This window comes from Hydrogenophaga sp. L76 (genome assembly GCF_057654755.1).
On the sequence record NZ_CM172807.1, the window covers coordinates 4,286,774 to 4,306,417 of the forward strand.

General features: G+C 65.9%; 21 protein-coding genes, 1 tRNA gene and 2 pseudogenes. 12 read left to right on the plus strand and 12 right to left on the minus strand.

All coding sequences use genetic code 11. The annotated features are described in order from the left end of the window. Positions 1-51 precede the first annotated feature (51 nt). The 5 genes and pseudogenes from AC23D4_RS20910 to AC23D4_RS20930 all read right to left on the minus strand — a co-directional run. A complete protein-coding gene (locus tag AC23D4_RS20910; RefSeq protein WP_472890140.1) occupies positions 52-549 on the minus strand; it encodes a tetratricopeptide repeat protein in 498 nt (165 codons plus the stop codon). Then, the gene (locus tag AC23D4_RS20915) at positions 546-869 is read right to left on the minus strand and encodes a (2Fe-2S) ferredoxin domain-containing protein (protein WP_472890141.1); all 324 of its coding nucleotides are present in this window, start codon (positions 867-869) and stop codon (positions 546-548) included. Before AC23D4_RS20915 ends, AC23D4_RS20910 begins: the two co-directional genes overlap by 4 nt. 145 nt (positions 870-1,014) lie before the next feature. Then, positions 1,015-1,314: a ferredoxin family protein gene (locus AC23D4_RS20920; protein WP_290968227.1), complete on the minus strand. Its 300-nt coding sequence runs from the start codon at positions 1,312-1,314 to the stop codon at positions 1,015-1,017. Next, on the minus strand, positions 1,311-2,621 hold the full coding sequence (locus tag AC23D4_RS20925; protein ID WP_472890142.1) for an FAD-dependent monooxygenase: 1,311 nt from the start codon (positions 2,619-2,621) through the stop codon (positions 1,311-1,313). Before AC23D4_RS20925 ends, AC23D4_RS20920 begins: the two co-directional genes overlap by 4 nt. Before the next feature lie 24 nt (positions 2,622-2,645). Next, a pseudogene (locus tag AC23D4_RS20930) lies at positions 2,646-3,242 on the minus strand (electron transfer flavoprotein subunit alpha/FixB family protein); the annotation flags it as partial. Between AC23D4_RS20930 and AC23D4_RS20935 the strand changes: the two are divergent. The 7 genes and pseudogenes from AC23D4_RS20935 to AC23D4_RS20965 all read left to right on the plus strand — a co-directional run. Next, positions 3,234-4,298, plus strand: a pseudogene (locus AC23D4_RS20935) (nitrogenase component 1); the annotation flags it as partial. The pseudogenes AC23D4_RS20930 and AC23D4_RS20935 sit on opposite strands and share 9 nt — an antisense overlap. A 23-nt stretch (positions 4,299-4,321) precedes the next feature. Next, positions 4,322-5,719: a nitrogenase iron-molybdenum cofactor biosynthesis protein NifN gene (gene nifN, locus AC23D4_RS20940; RefSeq protein WP_472890143.1), complete on the plus strand. Its 1,398-nt coding sequence runs from the start codon at positions 4,322-4,324 to the stop codon at positions 5,717-5,719. A 14-nt stretch (positions 5,720-5,733) separates the two neighbouring features. Then, positions 5,734-6,144, plus strand: a complete 411-nt coding sequence (gene nifX, locus AC23D4_RS20945) for a nitrogen fixation protein NifX (RefSeq protein ID WP_290971502.1) — start codon at positions 5,734-5,736, stop codon at positions 6,142-6,144. Continuing rightward, positions 6,141-6,629 carry a NifX-associated nitrogen fixation protein gene (locus tag AC23D4_RS20950; protein WP_472890144.1) on the plus strand — a complete coding sequence of 163 codons (489 nt, stop codon included), beginning with the start codon at positions 6,141-6,143 and terminating at the stop codon, positions 6,627-6,629. Before nifX ends, AC23D4_RS20950 begins: the two co-directional genes overlap by 4 nt. Positions 6,630-6,631: 2 nt before the next feature. Beyond that, positions 6,632-6,829: a CCE_0567 family metalloprotein gene (locus AC23D4_RS20955; RefSeq protein WP_472890145.1), complete on the plus strand. Its 198-nt coding sequence runs from the start codon at positions 6,632-6,634 to the stop codon at positions 6,827-6,829. A gap of 115 nt (positions 6,830-6,944) precedes the next feature. Next, positions 6,945-7,256 carry a ferredoxin III, nif-specific gene (gene fdxB / locus AC23D4_RS20960; protein ID WP_472890146.1) on the plus strand — a complete coding sequence of 104 codons (312 nt, stop codon included), beginning with the start codon at positions 6,945-6,947 and terminating at the stop codon, positions 7,254-7,256. A gap of 6 nt (positions 7,257-7,262) precedes the next feature. Next, positions 7,263-7,706, plus strand: a complete 444-nt coding sequence (locus tag AC23D4_RS20965; protein ID WP_472890147.1) for a nitrogen fixation protein NifQ — start codon at positions 7,263-7,265, stop codon at positions 7,704-7,706. 85 nt (positions 7,707-7,791) lie between these two features. Here AC23D4_RS20965 and AC23D4_RS20970 read toward each other — a convergent pair. The 5 genes from AC23D4_RS20970 to AC23D4_RS20990 form a co-directional block, all read right to left on the minus strand. Continuing rightward, positions 7,792-7,867 (minus strand) — tRNA-Thr (locus AC23D4_RS20970). A 13-nt stretch (positions 7,868-7,880) separates the two neighbouring features. Next, a complete protein-coding gene (locus tag AC23D4_RS20975; RefSeq protein WP_472890148.1) occupies positions 7,881-8,900 on the minus strand; it encodes a class 1 fructose-bisphosphatase in 1,020 nt (339 codons plus the stop codon). A gap of 144 nt (positions 8,901-9,044) precedes the next feature. Further along, the gene (pepN, locus tag AC23D4_RS20980) at positions 9,045-11,741 is read right to left on the minus strand and encodes an aminopeptidase N (RefSeq protein ID WP_472890149.1); all 2,697 of its coding nucleotides are present in this window, start codon (positions 11,739-11,741) and stop codon (positions 9,045-9,047) included. Between the two features lie 2 nt (positions 11,742-11,743). Further along, positions 11,744-12,848 (minus strand): peptide chain release factor 2 gene (gene prfB / locus AC23D4_RS20985; RefSeq protein ID WP_177138409.1). Its coding sequence is split into 2 segments (ribosomal slippage): positions 11,744-12,766 and positions 12,768-12,848, totalling 1,104 coding nucleotides; the frame shifts between segments, so codons are not numbered across the junction. 134 nt (positions 12,849-12,982) lie between these two features. Next, positions 12,983-13,972, minus strand: a complete 990-nt coding sequence (locus AC23D4_RS20990) for an alpha/beta fold hydrolase (protein WP_472890150.1) — start codon at positions 13,970-13,972, stop codon at positions 12,983-12,985. 34 nt (positions 13,973-14,006) lie between these two features. Between AC23D4_RS20990 and AC23D4_RS20995 the strand changes: the two genes are divergently transcribed. Continuing rightward, positions 14,007-15,758 carry an acetate--CoA ligase gene (locus AC23D4_RS20995; RefSeq protein ID WP_472890151.1) on the plus strand — a complete coding sequence of 584 codons (1,752 nt, stop codon included), beginning with the start codon at positions 14,007-14,009 and terminating at the stop codon, positions 15,756-15,758. A gap of 6 nt (positions 15,759-15,764) precedes the next feature. On the opposite strand, the gene AC23D4_RS21000 is transcribed toward AC23D4_RS20995, so the two are convergent. Next, a complete protein-coding gene (locus AC23D4_RS21000; RefSeq protein WP_487623658.1) occupies positions 15,765-16,205 on the minus strand; it encodes an OmpA family protein in 441 nt (146 codons plus the stop codon). A gap of 124 nt (positions 16,206-16,329) precedes the next feature. On the opposite strand from AC23D4_RS21000, the gene AC23D4_RS21005 reads away from it, so the two are divergent. From AC23D4_RS21005 to AC23D4_RS21020, 4 genes are all read left to right on the plus strand, one after another. Beyond that, positions 16,330-17,373: an aldo/keto reductase gene (locus tag AC23D4_RS21005; protein ID WP_472890153.1), complete on the plus strand. Its 1,044-nt coding sequence runs from the start codon at positions 16,330-16,332 to the stop codon at positions 17,371-17,373. Further along, positions 17,373-17,864 (plus strand): aminoacyl-tRNA deacylase, encoded by a 492-nt coding sequence (locus AC23D4_RS21010; RefSeq protein WP_290971525.1) that lies wholly within the window; start codon positions 17,373-17,375, stop codon positions 17,862-17,864. The genes AC23D4_RS21005 and AC23D4_RS21010 overlap by 1 nt, the downstream gene beginning before the upstream one ends. Before the next feature lie 64 nt (positions 17,865-17,928). Further along, positions 17,929-18,558 (plus strand): glycerol-3-phosphate 1-O-acyltransferase PlsY, encoded by a 630-nt coding sequence (gene plsY, locus AC23D4_RS21015; RefSeq protein ID WP_472890154.1) that lies wholly within the window; start codon positions 17,929-17,931, stop codon positions 18,556-18,558. After that, positions 18,555-18,911 (plus strand): RidA family protein, encoded by a 357-nt coding sequence (locus AC23D4_RS21020; protein ID WP_472890155.1) that lies wholly within the window; start codon positions 18,555-18,557, stop codon positions 18,909-18,911. The genes plsY and AC23D4_RS21020 overlap by 4 nt, the downstream gene beginning before the upstream one ends. A 4-nt stretch (positions 18,912-18,915) precedes the next feature. Here AC23D4_RS21020 and AC23D4_RS21025 read toward each other — a convergent pair whose 3' ends face one another. Next, the gene (locus tag AC23D4_RS21025) at positions 18,916-19,566 is read right to left on the minus strand and encodes a retropepsin-like aspartic protease family protein (protein WP_472890156.1); all 651 of its coding nucleotides are present in this window, start codon (positions 19,564-19,566) and stop codon (positions 18,916-18,918) included. Positions 19,567-19,644: the final 78 nt, after the last annotated feature.

Consider the following 19,644-nt stretch of genomic DNA (forward strand, 5'->3'; position numbering starts at 1 on the left):
GGCCGTTTCATGCGTTGTGGGTGGCGCTCCGGTGCTGTCCTGACGGTCCTGTCAGGAGCGTCGCGGCTGGGCCTGGCTCTCGGCCAGCAGGGCACGGACCACGCTGGCACCGACCTGATCGCTCGGGTCGAGCCGACCGATCTGCTCCACCAGGCCCTGGCTGGCGTCGCGCTGGCCGCGGCGCAGCTGGATGAACGCCAGGGCCTTGATCGTGAACAGCCAGAAGCGTGCGGGACCGGGCGATGCGAAGTCCGAGTCACCCGGCTGCACCTGGCGCCAGTCGGCGTTCAGCCCCGCAGCCCGGGCCGCCGCATCCAGCCCTTTCAAGGCCGCCTGTTCCGCGCGATCCAGTTGACCCAGACCCGCATGCAGCTTGTAGAGCAGGTAGTAGACCGGGAGGCTTTGCGGTGCCATGGCGCAGGCGGTCCACAGCAGGGCAGCGGCCTCGTCGCGCGATCCCCCGCGCGCCTGCTCCACCAGGTGCGTGATGGTGGGTGAGACCTCGCCACCAAAAAAGTCGTTCGTTTCGACCCCTGTGAAGAGGTTCACCAGATAGCCTTGGGCGCCAGCAGCCGTTCCACCGGCACGCCGCCTTCGAGGTGGCTGTTGAAGATTTCGGCCACGTCGGCATCGGTCACGTTGCGGTACATCACCGCTTCCGGGTAGACCAGCACGTTGGCGCCCTGGTCGCAGGGACCGAGGCAGCCCGAGTAGGTGATCGACAGCTGGTCGTAGTCCTGGCGCTTCTGCTGCTCGGCCCAGAAAGCCTGCAGCACGGCGGTGCCGCCCTTGCTGGCACAGGAGCCGCGCGGGTGCTGCGGCGGACGGTTCTGGGTGCAGACGAAGACGTGGCGTTGAGGACGGGGCATGAGAACTCCAGGAAGTGCGTAAGTAGCAGGCCTGCCACGCGTGAAGAAGCGCCAACCAAGAATGCCGCGGAACCGGCTTTGCCGGGCCGCAGGCATTGCCCCTTGAGGGGGATGCGGCTACACGCAGTGAGCAAGCAACGGGGTGTTATCCAAACTTAAATAGGATGCCGTGCCCGCCGCGCGGGTACTCCCAGTTCACATTGGTGAACTCCGAGCAGATGATGCGGCAGCTGCCGCACTCCAGGCAGCCGTCGGTGATCAGCGTCACGCTGCCGTTGCCTTCGGCCTTGTAGCAGGAGGCCGGGCACACGTAGGTGCAGGACTTCTGCGCGCAGTCGTTGGCGCAGATCTCGGGGTCCTTGATCTGGATGTGGGGCCGGCCCGCGTCCACCCGGTAGCGGTTCTGAAACAGTTTCTCTTCGACATTCACGGCAACGGCGTTCATCGGAAAGCCCTCCAGAGTTTGACGGCGTCGCCCACCAGGCCGGTGAGTGATCGCGAGGTGCGGAAGCTTGAAAGGATCTCGCGTTCCTTGGTCTTCTTGTCCACGCCATCGACCGTGAACATCTTGTGCGCGGCCTTGGACACGAGCTCGGGGTAGGTGGTGAAGAACTGGTTGTTCTTGTGGAAGACATCGGGCATGTCGCGGTACTTGTGCAGGTCTTTCATGACGAAGCTCTTGTCGAGCTCGGTCTTGTAGGACTTGAGCACCGCTTTGCTCATGGGCTTGCCCGCCGCCTTGGCCGCGATCACGGTCTCGGCCGCCAGGCGCCCGGTGGTCATGGCGAGGTTGGAGCCTTCGCGGTGCACCGCGTTGACGAAACCACCCGAGTCGCCCACGATCATCCAGCCGTTGCCATACACCTTGGGGATGGCGTAGAAGCCGCCTTCGGGGATCAGGTGGGCCGCGTACTCCTTCATCTCGCCACCCTGGATCAGCGGAGCGATGGAAGGATGTTGCTTGAGCTTTTCGAGCAGGGCGTAGGGGCTGGTCTTGTTCACGCTGCCCTTGAAATCGCCCAGCATGCAGCCGATGCCGATGGTGAGCGATTCCTTGTTGGTGTAGAGGAAGCCGGTGCCCATCATGCCGTCGGTGATCTTGCCGACCATCTCGATCACCACGCCTTCTTCTTCGCCGATGTTGAAGCGCTGGCGGATGGTGTCTTCGGGCATGAAGAGGATCTCTTTCACCGCGAGCGCGACGTTGCTGTCCTTGATCTCGCCGTGGAAACCGGCCTTGCGCGCCAGCGTGCTGTTCACGCCGTCGGCCATGATCACCACGTCGGCGTAGACGTCGCCGGCTTCGCGGTCGCACTGCACGCCCACCACCTGCTCGCCGTCCATGATGAGGTGGTTGACCGTGGTCTCGCAGATCAGCAGTGCGCCGGCTTCGCGCACCTTGGAGCTGAACCACTTGTCGAACTGCGCCCGGATGATGGTGTAGCGGTTGTAGGGCGGCTTGTTGTAGTCGTCGCTGCGGTAGTGCGTGCCGACGAAGCTGTTGTCATCGAGCACCCAGACGCGCTGCTCGATGATGTGGCGCTCCAGCGGCGCATCGTCGCGGAAGTCGGGAATGATCTTCTCCAGCGCGTCGCTGTAGAGGATGGCGCCCTGCACGTTCTTCGAACCCGGGTATTCGCCGCGCTCGATCTGCAGGACCTTGAGGCCGGCCTTGGCCAGGGTGTAGGCGCAGGCGTTGCCCGAGGGCCCCGCGCCCACCACGATGGCATCGAATTGAGAGGGTTTTTTCATGGCGTTCCCCAGAGGTGGACGGGATCAGGCGACTTGCTGGCTGCGCTTGGACAGGTGTTCGGCGAACGCCTTGCTCAGCGCCGGCAGCACCAGCATCGCGTTGCCGACGATGCCGTAGTGGGCGAATTCGAAGATGGGCGCGTTCGGGTCGGTGTTGATGGCGACGATCACGTCCGAGCCCTCCATGCCCACGCGGTGCTGCACCGCGCCCGAGATGCCGGCGGCGATGTAGAGCTTGGGACGCACCGTCTTGCCGGTCTGGCCCACCTGTCGGGCGGCCTCGACCCAGCCGGCCTGCACGCAGGGGCGGGTGGAACCGACCTCGCCGCCGAGCACCCGCGCCAGTTCGAACACCAGCTTGAAGTTGTCGGGGTTCTTCAGGCCCTTGCCGCCGCTCACGATCACGTCCGCGTAGGGCAGGTTGATCTTGTTGCTGTGGGCGTCGGCGATGAAGTCCAGCAGTTTGGTGACGATATGCGTCTCCACCATGCCCAGGGTGTCGTAGACCAGGTTGCCCGTGCGGCTGCTGTCGGCCTTCGGCATCAGCATCACGCGCGGCCGCACCGTGGCCATCTGCGGCCGGTAGGCCAGGGTCATGATGGTGCAGTAGAGCGAGCCGCCGAGAAGTTCGGCAAGCCGGTGATCCCGGTCAACGCGCCCGGCTTCGCCGGCCCCAAGAACCTCGGCAACAAGCTCGGCGCAGAAGCCCTGCTGGACTACGTGATCGGCACCGTCGAACCCGAGTTCACCACCGCCTACGACATCAACATCATTGGCGAATACAACCTGGTCGGTGAACTCTGGCAGGTCAAGCCGCTGCTCGACGCCCTGGGCATCCGCATCCTCTCGTGCATCTCGGGCGACGGCCGCTACAACGAGATCGCCAGCGCGCACCGGGCCAAGGTCAACATGATGGTCTGCTCCAAGTCGATGATCAACATCGCGACCAAGATGGAACAGCGCTACGGCATCCCGTATTTCGAAGGTTCGTTCTACGGCATCAGCGACATGAGCGAGACCCTGCGCCAGATCGCCAGCCTGCTGGTGAAGCAGGGTGCCGACGCCGAACTCATCGAACGCACCGAGCGCCTGATCGTGGTGGAAGAAGCACGCGCCTACAAGCGCATCGCCGAATACAAGAAACGCCTGCAGGGCAAGCGCGTGCTGCTGATCACGGGCGGTGTGAAGTCCTGGTCGGTGGTGGCGGCGCTGCAGGAGGGCGGCATGGAAATCGTCGGCACCAGCGTCAAGAAGAGCACCAAGGAAGACAAGGAAAAGATCAAGGAGATCATGGGCGAGGGCGCCGACGCCCACATGATCGACGACATGACGCCGCGCGAGATGTACGCCATGCTGAAAGAAGCGCGCGCCGACATCATGCTCAGCGGTGGCCGCTCGCAGTTCGTGGCGCTCAAGGCGCGCATGCCCTGGCTGGACATCAACCAGGAACGCCACCACCCCTACGGCGGTTACGAAGGCATGGTCGAGCTGGTGCACGAGATCGACCGCGCCATCTTCAACCCGGTGTGGCAGCAGGTGCGCATCCCCGCGCCCTGGGGCGACGACGGCGAAACCCTGGGCGCGTTGACGCCCACCGTGACGGGCACCTCGACCGACCACCTCAGTGCGGTGGCGGCGAACGCCATGGGCCTGGAGCCCGAAGAGATTCCCGTCTGATTCACCCGCACCGAAAGCACCCCATGGCCCGCGTCGTCGAATCCAAAAAAGCCTGCACCGTCAACCCGCTCAAGATGAGCCAGCCGCTGGGCGCGAGCTTTGCGTTCCTCGGTCTGGACGCCTGCATGCCGGTGATGCACGGCTCGCAGGGTTGCACCTCGTTCGGTCTGGTGCTGCTGGTGCGCCACTTCAAGGAAGCGATCCCGCTGCAGACCACGGCCATGAACGAGGTGACCACCATCCTCGGTGGCTACGAAAACATCGAGGCGGCGCTGCTCAACATCCGCAAGCGCGCCGCGCCCAAGGTGATCGCGATCTGCTCCACGGGCCTCACTGAAACCAAGGGCGATGATGTGGACGGCTACCTCGTCACCGCGCGCAAGCGCCAGCCCGAGCTGGCCGACACCGAGATCATCTACGTCTCCACGCCCGACTACGTGGACGCGTTTGAAGACGGCTTCAAACACGCCATCACCGCCATCGTGAAGTCGCAGGTGAAGCCGCTGCCGGTGGTGGCCGACCAGGTCACGCTGCTGCCCGGCAGCCATCTCACGCCCAGCGACATCGACGAGCTGCGCGAGATCATCCAGGCGTTTGGCCTGAATCCCATCGTGCTGCCCGACATCTCGGGATCGCTCGACGGCCACATCGCGCCCGACTGGCGCGGCACCACACTCGGCGGCACCACGCTGGAGCAGATCCGCGCCGCGGGCGCCTCGGCCTTCACGCTGGGCATCGGCGAGCAGACGCGCGAAGGCGCCGAGGCGCTGGAAAATATCGCCGGCACGCCGCTGGAGATCTTCGAGCGCCTGACCGGCCTGGCCAGCAACGACCGTTTCCTGCAGCGCCTCTCGTTGCTCTCGGGCAAGCCCGTGCCGGCCAAGTACCGGCGCCAGCGCAGCCAGCTGCTCGACGCCATGCTCGACGGCCACTTCTACACCGGCGGCATGAAGGTGGCCATTGCCGCCGAGCCCGACCTGATGCTGGCCCTGGGCGGCCTGCTGCACGAGATGGGCGCCGAGCTGACCTGCTGCATCAGCACCACGCAATCTAAGGCCCATGAGCTGCTGCCGGCCGAGCAGGTGCTGCTCGGCGACCTGGAAGACCTGGAGCTGGCCGGGGCCGACTGCGACCTGCTGGTCACGCATTCGCACGGCCGACAGGCTGCGGAGCGCCTGAACAAGCCGCTGCTGCGCGTGGGCTTTCCGGTGTTCGACCGCATCGGCAACGCGCACAAAGTGTCGGTGGGCTACCGCGGCACGATGAACCTGATTTTTGAAATCGCCAACCTGATGATCGAGCGCATCGCCCACCACCACGCGGGCGACTGGCCGCTCACGCCCGAAGCGCAGCTGGCCACCAGGCGCATGGACCACCACGAACCCCTCCCACCCACCCCGCTGGCAGCCGCCAGCGCCTGACCCAGGAGTCCACCATGAAGATCGCCTTCGCCACCCAGGACAAGGAGCGCGTGGACGCGCACTTCGGCTGGGCCAAGAGCATCGATGTCTACGAGATCTCGGCCACCGGCCACCACTTTGTCGAGAGCTTCGAGTTCGGCGACAAGCTCGAAGAAGACGGCGACGAAGACAAGCTCGCGCCCAAGCTCGAAGCCATCAAGGACTGCGCGATCCTCTACGTGGCCGCCATCGGCGGCTCGGGTGCGGCGCGTGTCGTGGCCATGAAGATCCACCCGATCAAGGTGCCGCAACCCGAAAACATCGCCGAGATCCTGGACAAGCTGCAGGCCGTGCTGCAAGGCACGCCGCCGCCCTGGCTGCGCAAGGCCATGGCCAAGGACAGCGAACGCGCATTCGATTTTGAAGACGACGAGGTCACCCCATGAACGCCACCGCCACCCCCGAACTCGCGCCCGAGAGCGACGAGGCCTTTTTGAACACGCCCTTCGTGCAGCAGCTGATCAAGCAGATGCGCGCGCAGGACACGCACGGCAGCTGGGAAGGCAAGACCGATCTGCAGCTGCTCAAGCCCTTCATCCACACCGCCGAAGAGCGCCGCGCCCTGCCCATCCTCGGGGACCCGGACCCGGAAACCCTGTGGCATCTGGAGATCTTCTACAACGCGATCGCGGTCGCGATCGAGCGCGAGACCGGCCAGATGGTGTCGCCCATGATGAAGATGAGCCACGAAGGTTTTGGCCGCATGGTGCTGATCGCCGGCCGCCTGGTGGTCGTCAACAAGCAGTTGCGCGACGTGCACCGCTTCGGATTCCCCTCGCTGGCCAAGCTGTCCGACGCCGGCACCAAGTTCCTGACCGAAGCCGTCGCCATGATCCGCGAATTTCCCGCTGTCGCCCAGTACGGAGCCTGACCATGAGCACCGAAGCCGACGAACTCAAGGCGCGCCTGAAGAAGGCCAACGCGCAGGCCACGCAGGCCAAGATGGACCTGCACGACCTGTCCGAGGACCTGCCCACGGGTTGGGAAAACATCCTCTCGGTTGCGCAGCGTTGTCACGACACCCACGCCACGCTGATGGACCTGCGCAAGGCCGTCGCCGCAATCACCTGATCCCCCCTGCGCCGCTTCGCGTCTTCCCCCCAGGGGGACGCACCTGGTGGCCCGGCACAGCCGGTTCCACGGGTGCCTTGAACGAAGTCGCTCACACCGCCAAGGAGTTTGTTTCATGAGCGAACATTTCAGCGTCACCCTGCCCAGCGGCGCCACCTGGACGCCGACCTTCGTGGCCTCGCTCGACGAGGACAAATGCATCGGCTGCGGCCGCTGCTTCAAGGTCTGCCCGCGCGGCGTGCTCGAACTCGTGGGTCTGACCGACGAAGGCGAGCGCATCTCGGTCAACCTCGACGACGATGACGACGACGAGGAATACGAAAAGAAGGTCATGACCATCGCGCACCAGGAACTGTGCATCGGCTGCACCGCCTGCTCGAAGATCTGCCCGAAGAAGTGCTACACCCACGCCGCCGCACCGGCCTGAACCCCCATGCCCGAGTTGGCCACTCCCCGACCCGACTGGCGCGCCCTGGCCGAGCGGATGCAACGCCGGCGCGATGAGGTCGACGACGTCATGAGCCTGCTGCTGGAGCACGCCGACATGGCGGCCGGTTCGGCCGACGAGCTGCGCCAAGTGTCGTGGGCCATGGCCTGCGCCACGCTGGGTGATGAGCACCTGTGGCAAGACATGGGCCTGCCCTCGCGCGAGGCCCTGTCGCAACTGATCGACCACTGGTTTCCGGCCCTGGCGGCCCGCAACACGCAGCACATGCGGTGGAAGAAGTTCCTCTACAAACAGCTCTGCCTGCGCGAAGAGCTGCCGATCTGCCGCTCGCCCACCTGCGAGGCCTGCTCCGAACACAGCGTGTGTTTTGGCCCTGAAAACACGCCCATGGTGGCGCTCGCCAAACCGGGGGAAACACAAAGGGTTTGACGCGATTTGTCTGCAAATGGTCTACAAGCCAACCCAAAAGAAAAAGCCCGCTATCGTTAAGATAGCGGGCTTTCCTTTGTTTACTTGGTGCCGGAGAGATGAATCGAACACCCGACCTTCTCATTACGAATGAGCTGCTCTACCGACTGAGCTACACCGGCTTGTAGCCCAAGATTATAGCGTGCTGTGGTAGCTGGTCAGGCGGTCGACTTCGTTCTTCGAGCCCAGCATCACGCTGACGCGTTCGTGCAGTTTGGTCGGCTGGATGTCGAGGATGCGCTGGCGTCCGTTGGTGGCGGCGCCGCCCGCCTGTTCGATCAGCCAGCTCATGGGATTGGCTTCGTACATCAGGCGCAGCTTGCCTGGCTTGTCGGGTTCGCGCTTGTCCCAGGGGTACAGGAAGACGCCGCCGCGCGTGAGGATGCGGTGCACGTCGGCCACCATGCTGGCCACCCAGCGCATGTTGAAGTCCTTGCCGCGCGGGCCTTCCTTGCCGGCCAGGCATTCGTCCACATAGCGCTTCACCGGGGTGTCCCAGTGGCGCATGTTGCTCATGTTGACGGCAAACTCTTGGGTGTCGGCGGGGATCTGCAGGTGCTCTTTGGTGAGCACGAACGACCCCTGCTCCCGGTCGAGGGTGAACATGGCCACGCCGTCGCCCACGGTCAGCACCAGGGTGGTCTGCGGGCCGTACACGCAGTAGCCGGCGGCGACCTGCTGGCTGCCGGCCTGCAGGAAGTCCTGTTCGCTGACCGGATCGATGATGTCGGGGTCGTCGTTGCCTTTCTTGAGCACCGAAAAGATGGTGCCGATGGACACATTGACGTCGATGTTGGACGAGCCGTCGAGCGGGTCGAACAGCAGCAGGTATTCGCCCTTCGGATATCGGTTGGGCACCACGTAGATGCCCTCCATTTCCTCGCTGGCCATGGCGGCGAGGTGGCCACCCCATTCGTTGGCTTCGATCAGCACCTCGTTGGCGATGATGTCGAGCTGCTTCTGCATTTCGCCTTGCACGTTTTCCGTGGTGGCGGCGCCGAGCACGCCACCGAGGTCGCCTTTGTTGACGGCCTGGCTGATGCTCTTGCATGAACGCGCCACCACTTCGAGCAGCAGGCGCAGGTCGCCGGGAATGTGGCCGTCGACGCGCTGTTGTTCGACGAGGTAGCGGGTGAGGGAGATGCGTTTGGTCATTTCAGTTCCTGACGTTTTTCGATAAGTCCAGCAACAGGCCGCAGCGCCGGGCCGCCCCAAGCAAGGCCCGCCCCTCGGGGGCAGCGACCCGCGAAGCGGTGTGAGCCCCGGGCCGGGCTGATAAGCACGGCACGCAAGGGGCTGTCATTCCGCGAGGGCGCGGGTCACGACCTCGCGCACGTCGTTGCTCAGATCGGGCTTCGCGGCCACGCGGGCGATGGCTTCGCGCGCTGCACTGCGGTAGGGTTCGGCGAGTTTCTTCCAGCGGTCCAGCGCGCGCGCGAGGCGGGCAGCGACCTGCGGGTTGAAGGCGTCGAGTTCGATCACGCGCTCGCGCCAGAACACATAGCCCGACGCATCGTTGCGGTGGAAGGCGCCCGGGTTGGCGCTGCAGTAGCTGAAGATCACGCTGCGCGCCCGGTTGGGGTTCTTCAGGTTGAAGTCCGGGTGGTTCAGCAACTGGCGCACGGCGGGCAACACGTTGCCACCGCGGTCGGGCGCGCCGGCCTGCAGCGCAAACCACTTGTCGATCACCAGGGCGTCGCTGCGGAAGATGGCGTGGAAGCGGGCGAGTGCGTCCAGCGCCAGCGGCTGGCCACTGACCACCAGGGCCGAGAGCGCGTTGAAGCGGTCGGTCATGTTGCCGGCGTCCTTGAAGCGCTGGTAGGCCTTGCCGGGCCAGACCGCATCGCCGGTTTTGCGTGCGGCCAGGCAGAGCATGCTCAGGGCCAGGCCGGCCAGCGCGCGGCGGCCCGTACTGACCGGATCGGGGCGGTAGGCGCCGTTGTCCTTGTGGACTTCAAAGGCCCAGGCCCAGTCGTCAAACAGGGCTTCGGCCAGCTGCCCGCGCATGGTCTCGCGCACCGCGTGAACGCGCTGCGGATCGACCACGTCGAGCTGCTCGGCGATGTAGGTTTCGCCCGGCAGTGTGAGCACCAGTTCCTTGAACGCGGCGTCCAGCGTGGGGTGGCGCAGCACGTCGCGCATGGCGTCGAGGTAAGCGGCATCCAGCGGTTCGCTGGCCACGGGGCCTTCGGCGCGAATGGCGCCGAGCGCGCGGCGCAGGGCCAGGCGCTGGCCGGCTTCCCAGCGGTTGAAGGCGTCGGTGTCGTGGGCCAGCAGGCTCAGCAGCTGCGCATCGGTGTACTCGGCGTCCAGCACCACCGGCGCCGAGAAGCCGCGCAGGATCGAGGGCACAGGTTCGGCGTCCACGTTGACGAAGGTGAAGCTTTCGCTGTCCTGCGTCAGCACAAAAGTGCGGGTGCCGGCTTCGGGCTGGGTCCAGTGTGCGAGCTGCAGCGGCAGCTGATGGCCCTGGGCGTCGAGCAGGCCGATGGCGACCGGGATCACGAACGGCTCTTTCGCCGCCTGGCCGGGCGTGGGGGCGCAGCTTTGCGTGAGCGTGAGCGTGTAGCTGCGCGCTGCAGCGTCGTACACCCCGCGGGCCCGCACCAGCGGCGTGCCGGCCTGGCTGTACCAGCGCTTGAACTGCGGCAGCAGGCGGGCGAGGTCGCTGTCCGGGTTGGCGTCCGCCATCGCCTGCGCGAAATCGTCGCAGGTGACGGCGCTGCCGTCGTGGCGTTCGAAATACAGCTTCATGCCCGCGGCGAAACCGGCGCGTCCCACCAGGGTCTGCATCATGCGCACGACCTCGGCGCCTTTTTCGTAGACCGTGACGGTGTAGAAGTTGTTGATCTCGACGTAGCTGTCGGGCCGCACCGGGTGCGCCATCGGGCCGGCGTCTTCGGGGAACTGCGCGGTGCGCAGCACGCGCACGTCTTCAATGCGCTTGACCGCGCGCGCTGAAGGCTCGGCGCACAGGTCCATGCTGAACTCCTGGTCGCGGAAGACGGTGAGGCCTTCTTTGAGCGAGAGCTGGAACCAGTCGCGGCAGGTGACGCGGTTGCCGGTCCAGTTGTGGAAGTACTCGTGGCCCACCACCGACTCGATGTTGGCGAAATCGGTGTCGGTTGCGGTGGCGCTGTTGGCCAGCACGTACTTGGTGTTGAAGATGTTGAGGCCCTTGTTCTCCATCGCGCCCATGTTGAAGTCGCTGGTGGCGACGATCATGAAGCGCTCCAGATCGAGCGGCAGGCCGAAGCGGGCTTCGTCCCAGATCACGCTGGCGATCAGCGAGTTCATCGCGTGTTCGGTCTTGTCCATGTCGCCGGGGCGCACGAACACCTGCAGCAGGTGGTTGCTGCCGCTGCGCGTGGTGATGCGCTGCTCACGCGCCACCAGCTGGCCGGCCACGAGCGCAAACAGGTAGCAGGGTTTTTTGTGCGGGTCGACCCATTTGGCGAAGTGGCGGCCATCGGGCAGCGCGCCTTCTTCGACCAGGTTGCCGTTGGACAGCAGCACCGGGTAGAGCTTCTTGTCGGCGCGCAGCGTCACGGTGTAGCTCGCCATCACGTCCGGACGGTCCAGGAAATACGTGATGCGGCGGAAACCTTCGGCCTCGCACTGGGTGAAGAACGTGCCCTGGCTCACGTAGAGGCCCATGAGCTGGGTGTTCTTCTCGGGCGAACAGGTGGTGAAGATTTCAAGCTCGATCGGCGCGTCGCCGTCGGGCAGGTTTTCCAGCACCAGCTGGTTGCCGTCCATCTTGAACGAGCAGCCTGCGCCGTTGACCAGCACGCGCGCCAGGTTCAGGTCTTCGCCATCGAGCCGCAGCGCCTGCGCGGCCACGTCCGGGTTGCGGCGCAGGCGCATCTTGTTGAGCACCCGGGTCTTGGCCGGGTCAAGGTCGAAGCTCAGGTCGACGGTGTCGATCCAGTAGGCGGGTGCGGTGTAGTCTTCCCGGCGGACCACGGTGGAGGGGCCTTCACGCAGTGAACTCATGCTCAGACTCCTTGTTTGAGAGACGCTTCGATGAAGGCGTCGAGATCGCCGTCCAGCACTTTCTGTGTGGCGGAAATTTCGACGTTGGTGCGCAGGTCCTTGATGCGGCTGTTGTCCAGCACGTAGCTGCGGATCTGGTGGCCCCAGCCCACGTCGGTCTTGGTGTCTTCCAGCTTCTGCTGCTCTTCCTGCTGTTTGCGCAGCTCAAAGTCGTACAGGCGCGAGCGCAGGCGTTTCCAGGCCACGTCGCGGTTGCTGTGCTGGCTGCGGCCATCCTGGCACTGCACCACGATGCCGGTGGGGATGTGCGTCAGGCGCACGGCCGAGTCGGTCTTGTTGATGTGCTGGCCGCCCGCGCCGGAGGCGCGGAAGGTGTCGGTGCGCACGTCGGCCGGGTTGATGTTGATCTCGATCGAGTCGTCGATTTCGGGGTAGACGAACACCGAGGCGAACGAGGTGTGGCGTCCGCCCGAGGAGTCGAACGGGCTTTTGCGCACCAGGCGGTGCACACCGGTTTCGGTGCGCAGCAGGCCGAAGGCGTAGTCGCCCTCGATCTTGATCGTGGCACCCTTGATGCCGGCGGTGTCGCCCGCGGTCTCGTCTTCGATCGTGGTCGTGAAGCCCTTGCGTTCGCAGTACTTCAGGTACTGGCGCAGCAGCATGCTGGCCCAGTCGCAGGCCTCGGTGCCGCCGGCGCCGGCCTGGATGTCCAGGAAGCAGTTCAGCGGATCGGCCGGGTTGTTGAACATGCGGCGGAATTCGAGCTTCTCCACCTCGACCGCGACCTTGGCGGCCTCGCCTTCGATGGTGATCAGCCCGGCGTCGTCGCCGTCCTCGCTCGACATCTCGAACAACTCGGTGTTGTCGGACAGCTCACCGGTGAGGCGGTCCAGCACGTGCACCACGTCTTCGAGCGATTTTTTCTCACGCCCCAGGTCCTGGGCGCGTTTGGGGTCGTTCCAGACCGTCGGGTCTTCCAGCGCGGATTCGACTTCTTTCAGTTTGGATGCTTTGGCATCGTAGTCAAAGATACCTCCGTAACTCGACCACGCGGGTGGTCAGGTCTTCGAGCTGGCTGCGGATGGTGTTGACGCGTTCTGCTTCCATGATGGGGCCTCAATCGGAATTCGGGGATGGGAGTCAGCCGGACAGGCGGGAAGCCGCCGTTGACAGAATCCGCGATTTTCTCATGCCAGCCGTCCCCTGGCACTGACGGCCCGGCATAGCCTCAGGGCAGCCTCTCAGATCAGGAAGTTCTCGATCAGCCGGGCGAGTTCTTCCGGCTGGTCGTGGTGCAGCATGTGGGCCGCGTCCTGGATCACCGCGTTCTGCAGGCTGGGCACCGCCTGCAGGCGCTCCAGGTATTGCGCCAGCGTGAACTGGCCTTTCCACCACTGTGAAAGGCTGTCGTCGCTGGCGGTGACGCTGAGCACCGGTGCGCTGATGCGGCGGTAGATCGCCTGCGCTTCTTCCACCTGGTAGAGGTGGGCGCTCACCACCTTGTGGGCCACGTCCCCGAGGATCTGCCAGCGGCCCTGGGCATCGGGCGCGGCCCAGTGTTGCGCCAGCCAGTCGGCCTTGTTTTGCGGCAGCCGCGGGTTGGTTTTCATCAGGCGCCGGGCCACGCCTTCGATCGAGTCGTAGGGTTTGAGGTCCATCTCGCCGCGGTGCAGGGCCTTGATCTCGTCCATCCACTTCGCGTAGCGCTCGGGCGCCTGGGCCGGGCGCGTGGCGGGCAGGCCGAAGCCTTCCAGGTTGACCAGCCGGCGGATGCGCTGCGGCCGCACACCGCCATACATCATGGCCACGTTGCCGCCCATGCTGTGGCCGACCAGATCGACCGGCTGCTCATCCGCGAAATGGTCGAGCAGGGCATCGAGGTCGGCCAGGTAGTCGGGGAACCAGTAGCTGTCCGGGGCCGGGCATGTGGCCCCCACGCTGGCCACTTCGTGTGCTCGCTGCCCCCCGAGGGGGCTCGCATCGGTTTGGGGCGGCCCGGCACCGATGCGCGCTTTCGTGAGGCCGAATCCGCGCCAGTCAGGCGCGACGATCCAGCGATCGGCCTTCAGCGCGTCCACCATGAACTGCCACGAAGCCGACACGTCCATCCAGCCGTGCACCAGCACCAGCGGCGCCTGTCCGGGCACCGGTTCACCCCACTGACGCACGTGGTAGGACAGGTGGCGGATCGGCACAAACGTGCTGCGCGAGTCTTTCAGGGCTTGGTACATTCGATTCATCATAAAGACGAGACGGAGACCCTTCATGCGCCAGCGTCAAGCCAGCGACACCCCCGACCACTACGCCGATCTGCATGGCCGCTTTGGCTGGCAGGTGCCTCGCCGCTTCAACATGGCGGCCGTCTGCTCGCGCCGCTGGGCCGCCGATCCGGCCACGGCGCAGCAGACCGCGGTGGTCGCCACCGCGCCGGGGCAGCCCGACCGCCACCACAGCTACGCCGAGCTGCAGCAGCAGGCGAACCGCCTGTCCAGCGCCCTGGCGGCGCTCGGCGTGCGACGCGGCGACCGGGTGGCCATCGTGATGCCGCAGCGCTTCGAGACCGCCGTGGCCTACATGGCCGTGCTGCAGATGGGGGCGGTGGGCATGCCGCTGTCGCAGCTGTTCGGCCCCGAGGCGCTGGAGTTCCGCCTGCAGGACAGCGAGGCGGTGGTGGCGATCTGCGATGCCAGCACACTGGCCGCGGTGCAATCCGTGGCCGGGCAGTGCCCGCAGCTGCGCGCCCTGATCGCGGTCGAAGCGCCGGCACCGGGTGCGCTGGCGTGGTCCGACTTGCTGGCTTCGGCTTCCGCGCGGTTCAAGGCGGTGGACACCCTGGCGGACGAAGCCGCGGTGCTGATCTACACCAGCGGCACCACCGGCAACCCCAAGGGCGCGCTGATTCCGCACCGCGCGCTCATCGGCAACCTCACGGGGTTTGTCTGCAGCCAGAACTGGTTCGGCTTTGATCCCTTCGATGTGGCCCAGCCTTCGCAGGCGGTGTTCTGGTCACCGGCCGACTGGGCCTGGACCGGTGGCCTGATGGACGCGCTGCTGCCCTCGCTGTATTTCGGCCGCCCCATCGTGGCCTTCAACGGCCGCTTCAGTCCGCAGGCCGCGTTTGAGCTGATGGAGCGCCACGGCGTCACGCACACCTTCCTGTTTCCGACCGCGCTCAAGGCCATGATGAAAGCCTATCCCCAGCCGCGAAAACAGTTCCGGGTGCAGCTGCAGGCCATCATGAGCGCGGGCGAGGCCGTGGGCGACGCGGTGTTCGCCTACTGCCAGAAGCAGCTGGGCGTGACGGTCAACGAAATGTTTGGCCAGACCGAGATCAACTACATCGTGGGCAACTGCGCGCGGCTCTACCCGGCCAAGCCGGGGTCGATGGGCAAAGGCTACCCCGGGCACCGGGTGGCGGTGATCGACGACGAGGGCTACGAATGCCCGGTGGGCGTGCCGGGCGACGTGGCGGTGCACCGGCTGGACGTGCACGGCGACCCGGACCCGATCTTTTTCCTCGGCTACTGGAAGAACGAGGCCGCCACGCGCGCCAAGTTCACCGGCGACATGGCCAGCGGCTGGTGCCGCACCGGCGACATGGCCATCCGCGACGCCGAGGGCTATCTCTGGTACCAGGGCCGGGCCGACGACGTGTTCAAGGCCGCGGGTTATCGCATCGGGCCGGGCGAGATCGAAAACTGCCTGGTCAAGCACCCGGCGGTGGCCAACGCGGCGGTGGTGCCCAAGCCCGACGCCGAGCGCGGTGCGGTGGTCAAGGCCTATGTGGTGCTGGCGCAGGAATACCTCAACGCCAAGCCAGGGCGAAGCCTGGGTGATGCCGGGTTTGAAGCGCGTCTCACGGCGGAACTGCAGGCCCATGTGAAGGGCAAGCTCGCACCGTACGAGTACCCGAAAGAGATCGAATTCGTCGAGTCCCTGCCCATGACCACCACCGGCAAGGTGCAGCGTCGCGTGTTGCGCCAGCAGGAAGAGGCGCGGGCCCGGGCGCTGGCGTGAAGACCCTCAGCGGGAGCCGCGACCGGGCGGCGCGGTGACGTGGATTTCCAGGCTGCGGCTCGCCGCCAGGCCTTCGGCCTGCAGCCGCGTTACCGACAGACCGCGTGCGATCAGGTAATCGCGCACGCTGTGCGCGCGGTCCAGCGCCAGCAGCCGGTTGGACGTTGCACGGCCCGTCTCGTCGCCGGGGCCCACGATGCGCAGGCGCGAATAGCCTCGCCCCTGCAGCCGTTGCGCGAGGGCATTGAGCTCGCGGGCGAGGGCGGGTTTGACGGCCGAGCGCCCTGGTGCAAATGCTTCCGCGACGGGCATATCAAGCGCGGTTCCAGTGGCTGGGCCAGAACGGTCGGGCCCTGGGCCAGGACCCCGGCCGGGCGTGCCACAGCCCGCCACGGCGACACACAAGGCCAGGGCAGAAAGCAGGTACAGGGGCTTGAATCGGTACATGGGCAACTCCAGAGCAATCAGGCAGACGGGTTCACGGGCGACACACGGGGCATTCCCGCGGCCCTAAACTTATAGACCGTTTCGGTCTTCCGATTTCACGCCATACGCATTTGCACACTTCTTCATGAACACTGTTTCACTGGGCGCCAGCGCCCTGCAAGTCACCCCCATCTGCCTCGGCACCATGACCTTTGGTGAACAGGTCAACGAAGCCGATGCCCACCGGATCCTGGACCGCTCGCTGGAACGGGGTGTCAACTTCATCGACGCGGCCGAGATGTATTCCGTGCCCGCCCGGGCAGAAACCTGCGGCGCCACCGAAACCATCCTCGGCAACTGGTTCGCCAGGACCCCGGGCGCGCGCGAAAAACTCGTGCTCGCCACCAAGGTGGCCGGCCCCGCCCGCGGCATGCCCTGGCTGCGCCCCGAGGTGAGCAAGGCCGGCATCATCGAGGCCTGCGAGGCCAGCCTCAAGCGCCTGCAGACCGACGTGATCGACCTCTACCAGATCCACTGGCCGGCGCGCAACGTGCCCGCCTTCGGCGCGCTGTATTTCGATCCGGCCAAAGACAAGCCGGGTGTTTCCGTGCTGGAGCAGCTCGAAGCGCTGGCCGATCTGGTGAAAGCGGGCAAGGTGCGGGCGGTGGGCCTGTCGAACGAAACACCTTACGGCGTGCACGAGTTCGTGCGCCTGGCCGAGCAGCACGGGCTGCCGCGCGTGGCCACGGTGCAGAACCCGTATTGCCTGATCAACCGCAGCTACGAAAACGGGCTCGACGAAACCGGCCACCGCCTGGGCGTGTCGCTGCTGGCGTATTCACCGCTGGGCTTCGGCCTGCTGACCGGCAAATACGACGCCAACGGCTTGGTGGGCGACGCCGGGCGCATGGCGCTGTACGACTCGATGCGCAAACAGCGCTGGGGCCGGCCGGAAGCGCTGGATGCCGCGCGCCGCTACAACGCGCTGGCCCGCGAGCACGGCATGACGCCGGCGCAACTGGCGCTGGCCTTCTGCTACACCAACTGGCGCGTGGCCAGCACCATCATCGGCGTGACCTCGCTGGCGCAGCTGGACGAATGCCTGGATGCGTGGGGCACGGCGCTGTCGCCCGAACTGCTCAAAGAGATTGACAAAATCCGCTGGGAACTGCGCGATCCCGCCCAGTGATGGCGAAGAAGACCCACATCTCTGAAACCCCCGCCACCGCCTGGCTCAAGGCCCATGGCGTGGTCTTCACCGAGCACCCCTATGAGTACCTGGAGCACGGTGGCGCTCAGCACAGCGCGGCGGTGCTGGGCTTCGATCCCTTCGCCGTGGTCAAGACGCTGATCATGCAGGACGAGGCGGCGAAGCCGCTGGCGGTGCTGATGCACGGCAACCGCACGGTGTCCACCAAGAACCTGGCGCGGCAGATCGGCGCCAAGTCGGTCGAGCCCTGCAAGCCCGAGGTGGCGAACCGGCACAGCGGCTATTTTGTGGGCGGCACCTCGCCCTTTGGCCTCAAGCGCGACATGCCGGTGTGGGTGGAGTCCACGGTGCTGGCGCTGCCGAAGATCTGGATCAACGGTGGGCGGCGCGGTTTCCTGGTCGGGATCGATCCGGCCGTGCTCAGCGGTCCGCTGGGGGCCAGGGCCGTGCAGTGCGCGCTGGCAGAATAGGCGACCGGAACCGCCCGCGCGCGCTGGACACGCGATCCCCCAGAACAACAACGAGGACGTCGCCTTGGAATCCCTCTACCCCGCCATCGCCACCGTGGCCGCCTACCTGATCGGTTCGTTGTCTTTTGCCGTGCTGGTCAGTCGCGCGATGGGCCTGAACGACCCGCGCACCTTCGGCAGCAAAAACCCTGGTGCCACCAACGTGCTGCGCTCGGGCAGCAAGGCCGCTGCCATCGTCACGCTGCTGCTGGATGCCTTCAAGGGCTGGCTGCCGGTGGTGGCCGTGAAGTGGTGGGGCGATGCCTGGGGGCTGGGCGACGGCACGGTGGCGCTGGTCGGCCTGGCGGCTTTTCTCGGGCACCTGTATCCGGTGTTCTTCCGCTTCCAGGGTGGCAAGGGCGTGGCCACGGCGGCCGGCGTGATCCTCGGTTTCAACCCCTGGCTCGGTCTCGCCACGCTGGCCACCTGGGTGATCGTGGCCTTCTTCTTTCGTTACTCGTCACTGGCCTCCATCGTCACCGCGGTGTTCGCTCCGGCGTACTACCTGTTTGGCCGCCAGGTGGCCTGGGATGCCCCGAATGTGATGGTGTTGAGCCTGGCGGTCATGGGCATCCTGCTGGTGTGGCGCCACGCGGAAAACATCAACCGGTTGTTCGCCGGCAAAGAAAGCAAACTGGGGTCCAAAAGCAAATGAGCCAGGATATTGAGCGCCACGGCGTGGCGGCCCGCTACAGCGAAGCGGCGGTTTTCAACGGCGTGGTCTACCTCGCCGGCATGGTGCCCGAACGGGGCGATACACACATCCGGGGTCAGACGCAGGACGTGCTCGACCAGGTTCAGCAGCGCCTGCAGGAAGCCGGCAGCGACAAGTCGCGCATCCTGCGCGCACAGATCTACCTGACCGACATCCGCGAGATCGGCATCATGAACGAGGTGTGGGACGCCTGGGTGGTGCCGGGCACCGCGCCGCCGCGTGCCACGGTGCAGGCCGCGCTGGCCAACCCGGACTGGAAGATCGAGATCGTGGTGACGGCTGCGCAGGCCTGAACGGTCAGAAACGTTTTTCCAGGGTGAGCTGGTCGTTGGTGCGCTGCATCTGGAAGCGGGTGAGGAAGGTGTTGCCGAGCAGCACAAAGGGCATGGGTTGCGGCGACACGATGGCCGCCACGTCGTACACCACGACATCACCCAGACGCACCGAATCCAGCTTGATGAGGTAGCCGTTGGCCGCGCCATTGGCGGTGTTCATTTGGACCTTCTGTCCTTGTTCGAACTTCAGGTTGATGCGCCGGGCTTCGGCTTCGCCGATGCCGATGCCGGTGGCCCCGGTGTCCACCATGAACTGCACCGTCTTGCCATTGATCTGGCCCTGCGGCATGAAGTGCCCACGAGCATCGGCCGTCAGCACGATGCGCTGGCCACCGCCGCTGCTGGCGGCCATGCGACCCACGCTCACCGGCGCATCACCCACCCGCAATGTCTGGCGCTTGCCCTCGATCTCGATCACCGCGGTGTCGTCCTGGGCGCTGATCAGGCGCACGCCCTGGTGCGTCTGCCCCGCGCTCAGGAACCGGGGCGCGCCCCCGTCGATCACCACCAGCGCCTTGCTGCCGCTCATGCCCGAGAGCGCGACCGACTGCGCCAGCGAGGCGTTGGCAACGAGGGCCAGAAGCAGTGCGGGACAAAGAAACGATGTGCGCATGAAGTGCCTTGACCGAGGGCGCCGAGGGTCCGGCTTTGCCGGCCCAAAGGCGCCGCCCCCTTGAGGGGGTGACGCGCC

Coding starts and splice junctions, on each gene's coding strand:
- AC23D4_RS20915 (WP_472890141.1), bottom strand. CDS start 869: ATGCCCCGTCCTCAACGCCACGTCTTCGTCTGCACCCAGAACCGTCCG.
- AC23D4_RS20920 (WP_290968227.1), bottom strand. CDS start 1,314: ATGAACGCCGTTGCCGTGAATGTCGAAGAGAAACTGTTTCAGAACCGC.
- AC23D4_RS20925 (WP_472890142.1), bottom strand. CDS start 2,621: ATGAAAAAACCCTCTCAATTCGATGCCATCGTGGTGGGCGCGGGGCCC.
- nifN (WP_472890143.1), top strand. CDS start 4,322: ATGGCCCGCGTCGTCGAATCCAAAAAAGCCTGCACCGTCAACCCGCTC.
- nifX (WP_290971502.1), top strand. CDS start 5,734: ATGAAGATCGCCTTCGCCACCCAGGACAAGGAGCGCGTGGACGCGCAC.
- AC23D4_RS20950 (WP_472890144.1), top strand. CDS start 6,141: ATGAACGCCACCGCCACCCCCGAACTCGCGCCCGAGAGCGACGAGGCC.
- AC23D4_RS20955 (WP_472890145.1), top strand. CDS start 6,632: ATGAGCACCGAAGCCGACGAACTCAAGGCGCGCCTGAAGAAGGCCAAC.
- fdxB (WP_472890146.1), top strand. CDS start 6,945: ATGAGCGAACATTTCAGCGTCACCCTGCCCAGCGGCGCCACCTGGACG.
- AC23D4_RS20965 (WP_472890147.1), top strand. CDS start 7,263: ATGCCCGAGTTGGCCACTCCCCGACCCGACTGGCGCGCCCTGGCCGAG.
- AC23D4_RS20975 (WP_472890148.1), bottom strand. CDS start 8,900: ATGACCAAACGCATCTCCCTCACCCGCTACCTCGTCGAACAACAGCGC.
- pepN (WP_472890149.1), bottom strand. CDS start 11,741: ATGAGTTCACTGCGTGAAGGCCCCTCCACCGTGGTCCGCCGGGAAGAC.
- AC23D4_RS20990 (WP_472890150.1), bottom strand. CDS start 13,972: ATGTACCAAGCCCTGAAAGACTCGCGCAGCACGTTTGTGCCGATCCGC.
- AC23D4_RS20995 (WP_472890151.1), top strand. CDS start 14,007: ATGCGCCAGCGTCAAGCCAGCGACACCCCCGACCACTACGCCGATCTG.
- AC23D4_RS21000 (WP_487623658.1), bottom strand. CDS start 16,205: ATGTACCGATTCAAGCCCCTGTACCTGCTTTCTGCCCTGGCCTTGTGT.
- AC23D4_RS21005 (WP_472890153.1), top strand. CDS start 16,330: ATGAACACTGTTTCACTGGGCGCCAGCGCCCTGCAAGTCACCCCCATC.
- AC23D4_RS21010 (WP_290971525.1), top strand. CDS start 17,373: ATGGCGAAGAAGACCCACATCTCTGAAACCCCCGCCACCGCCTGGCTC.
- AC23D4_RS21020 (WP_472890155.1), top strand. CDS start 18,555: ATGAGCCAGGATATTGAGCGCCACGGCGTGGCGGCCCGCTACAGCGAA.
- AC23D4_RS21025 (WP_472890156.1), bottom strand. CDS start 19,566: ATGCGCACATCGTTTCTTTGTCCCGCACTGCTTCTGGCCCTCGTTGCC.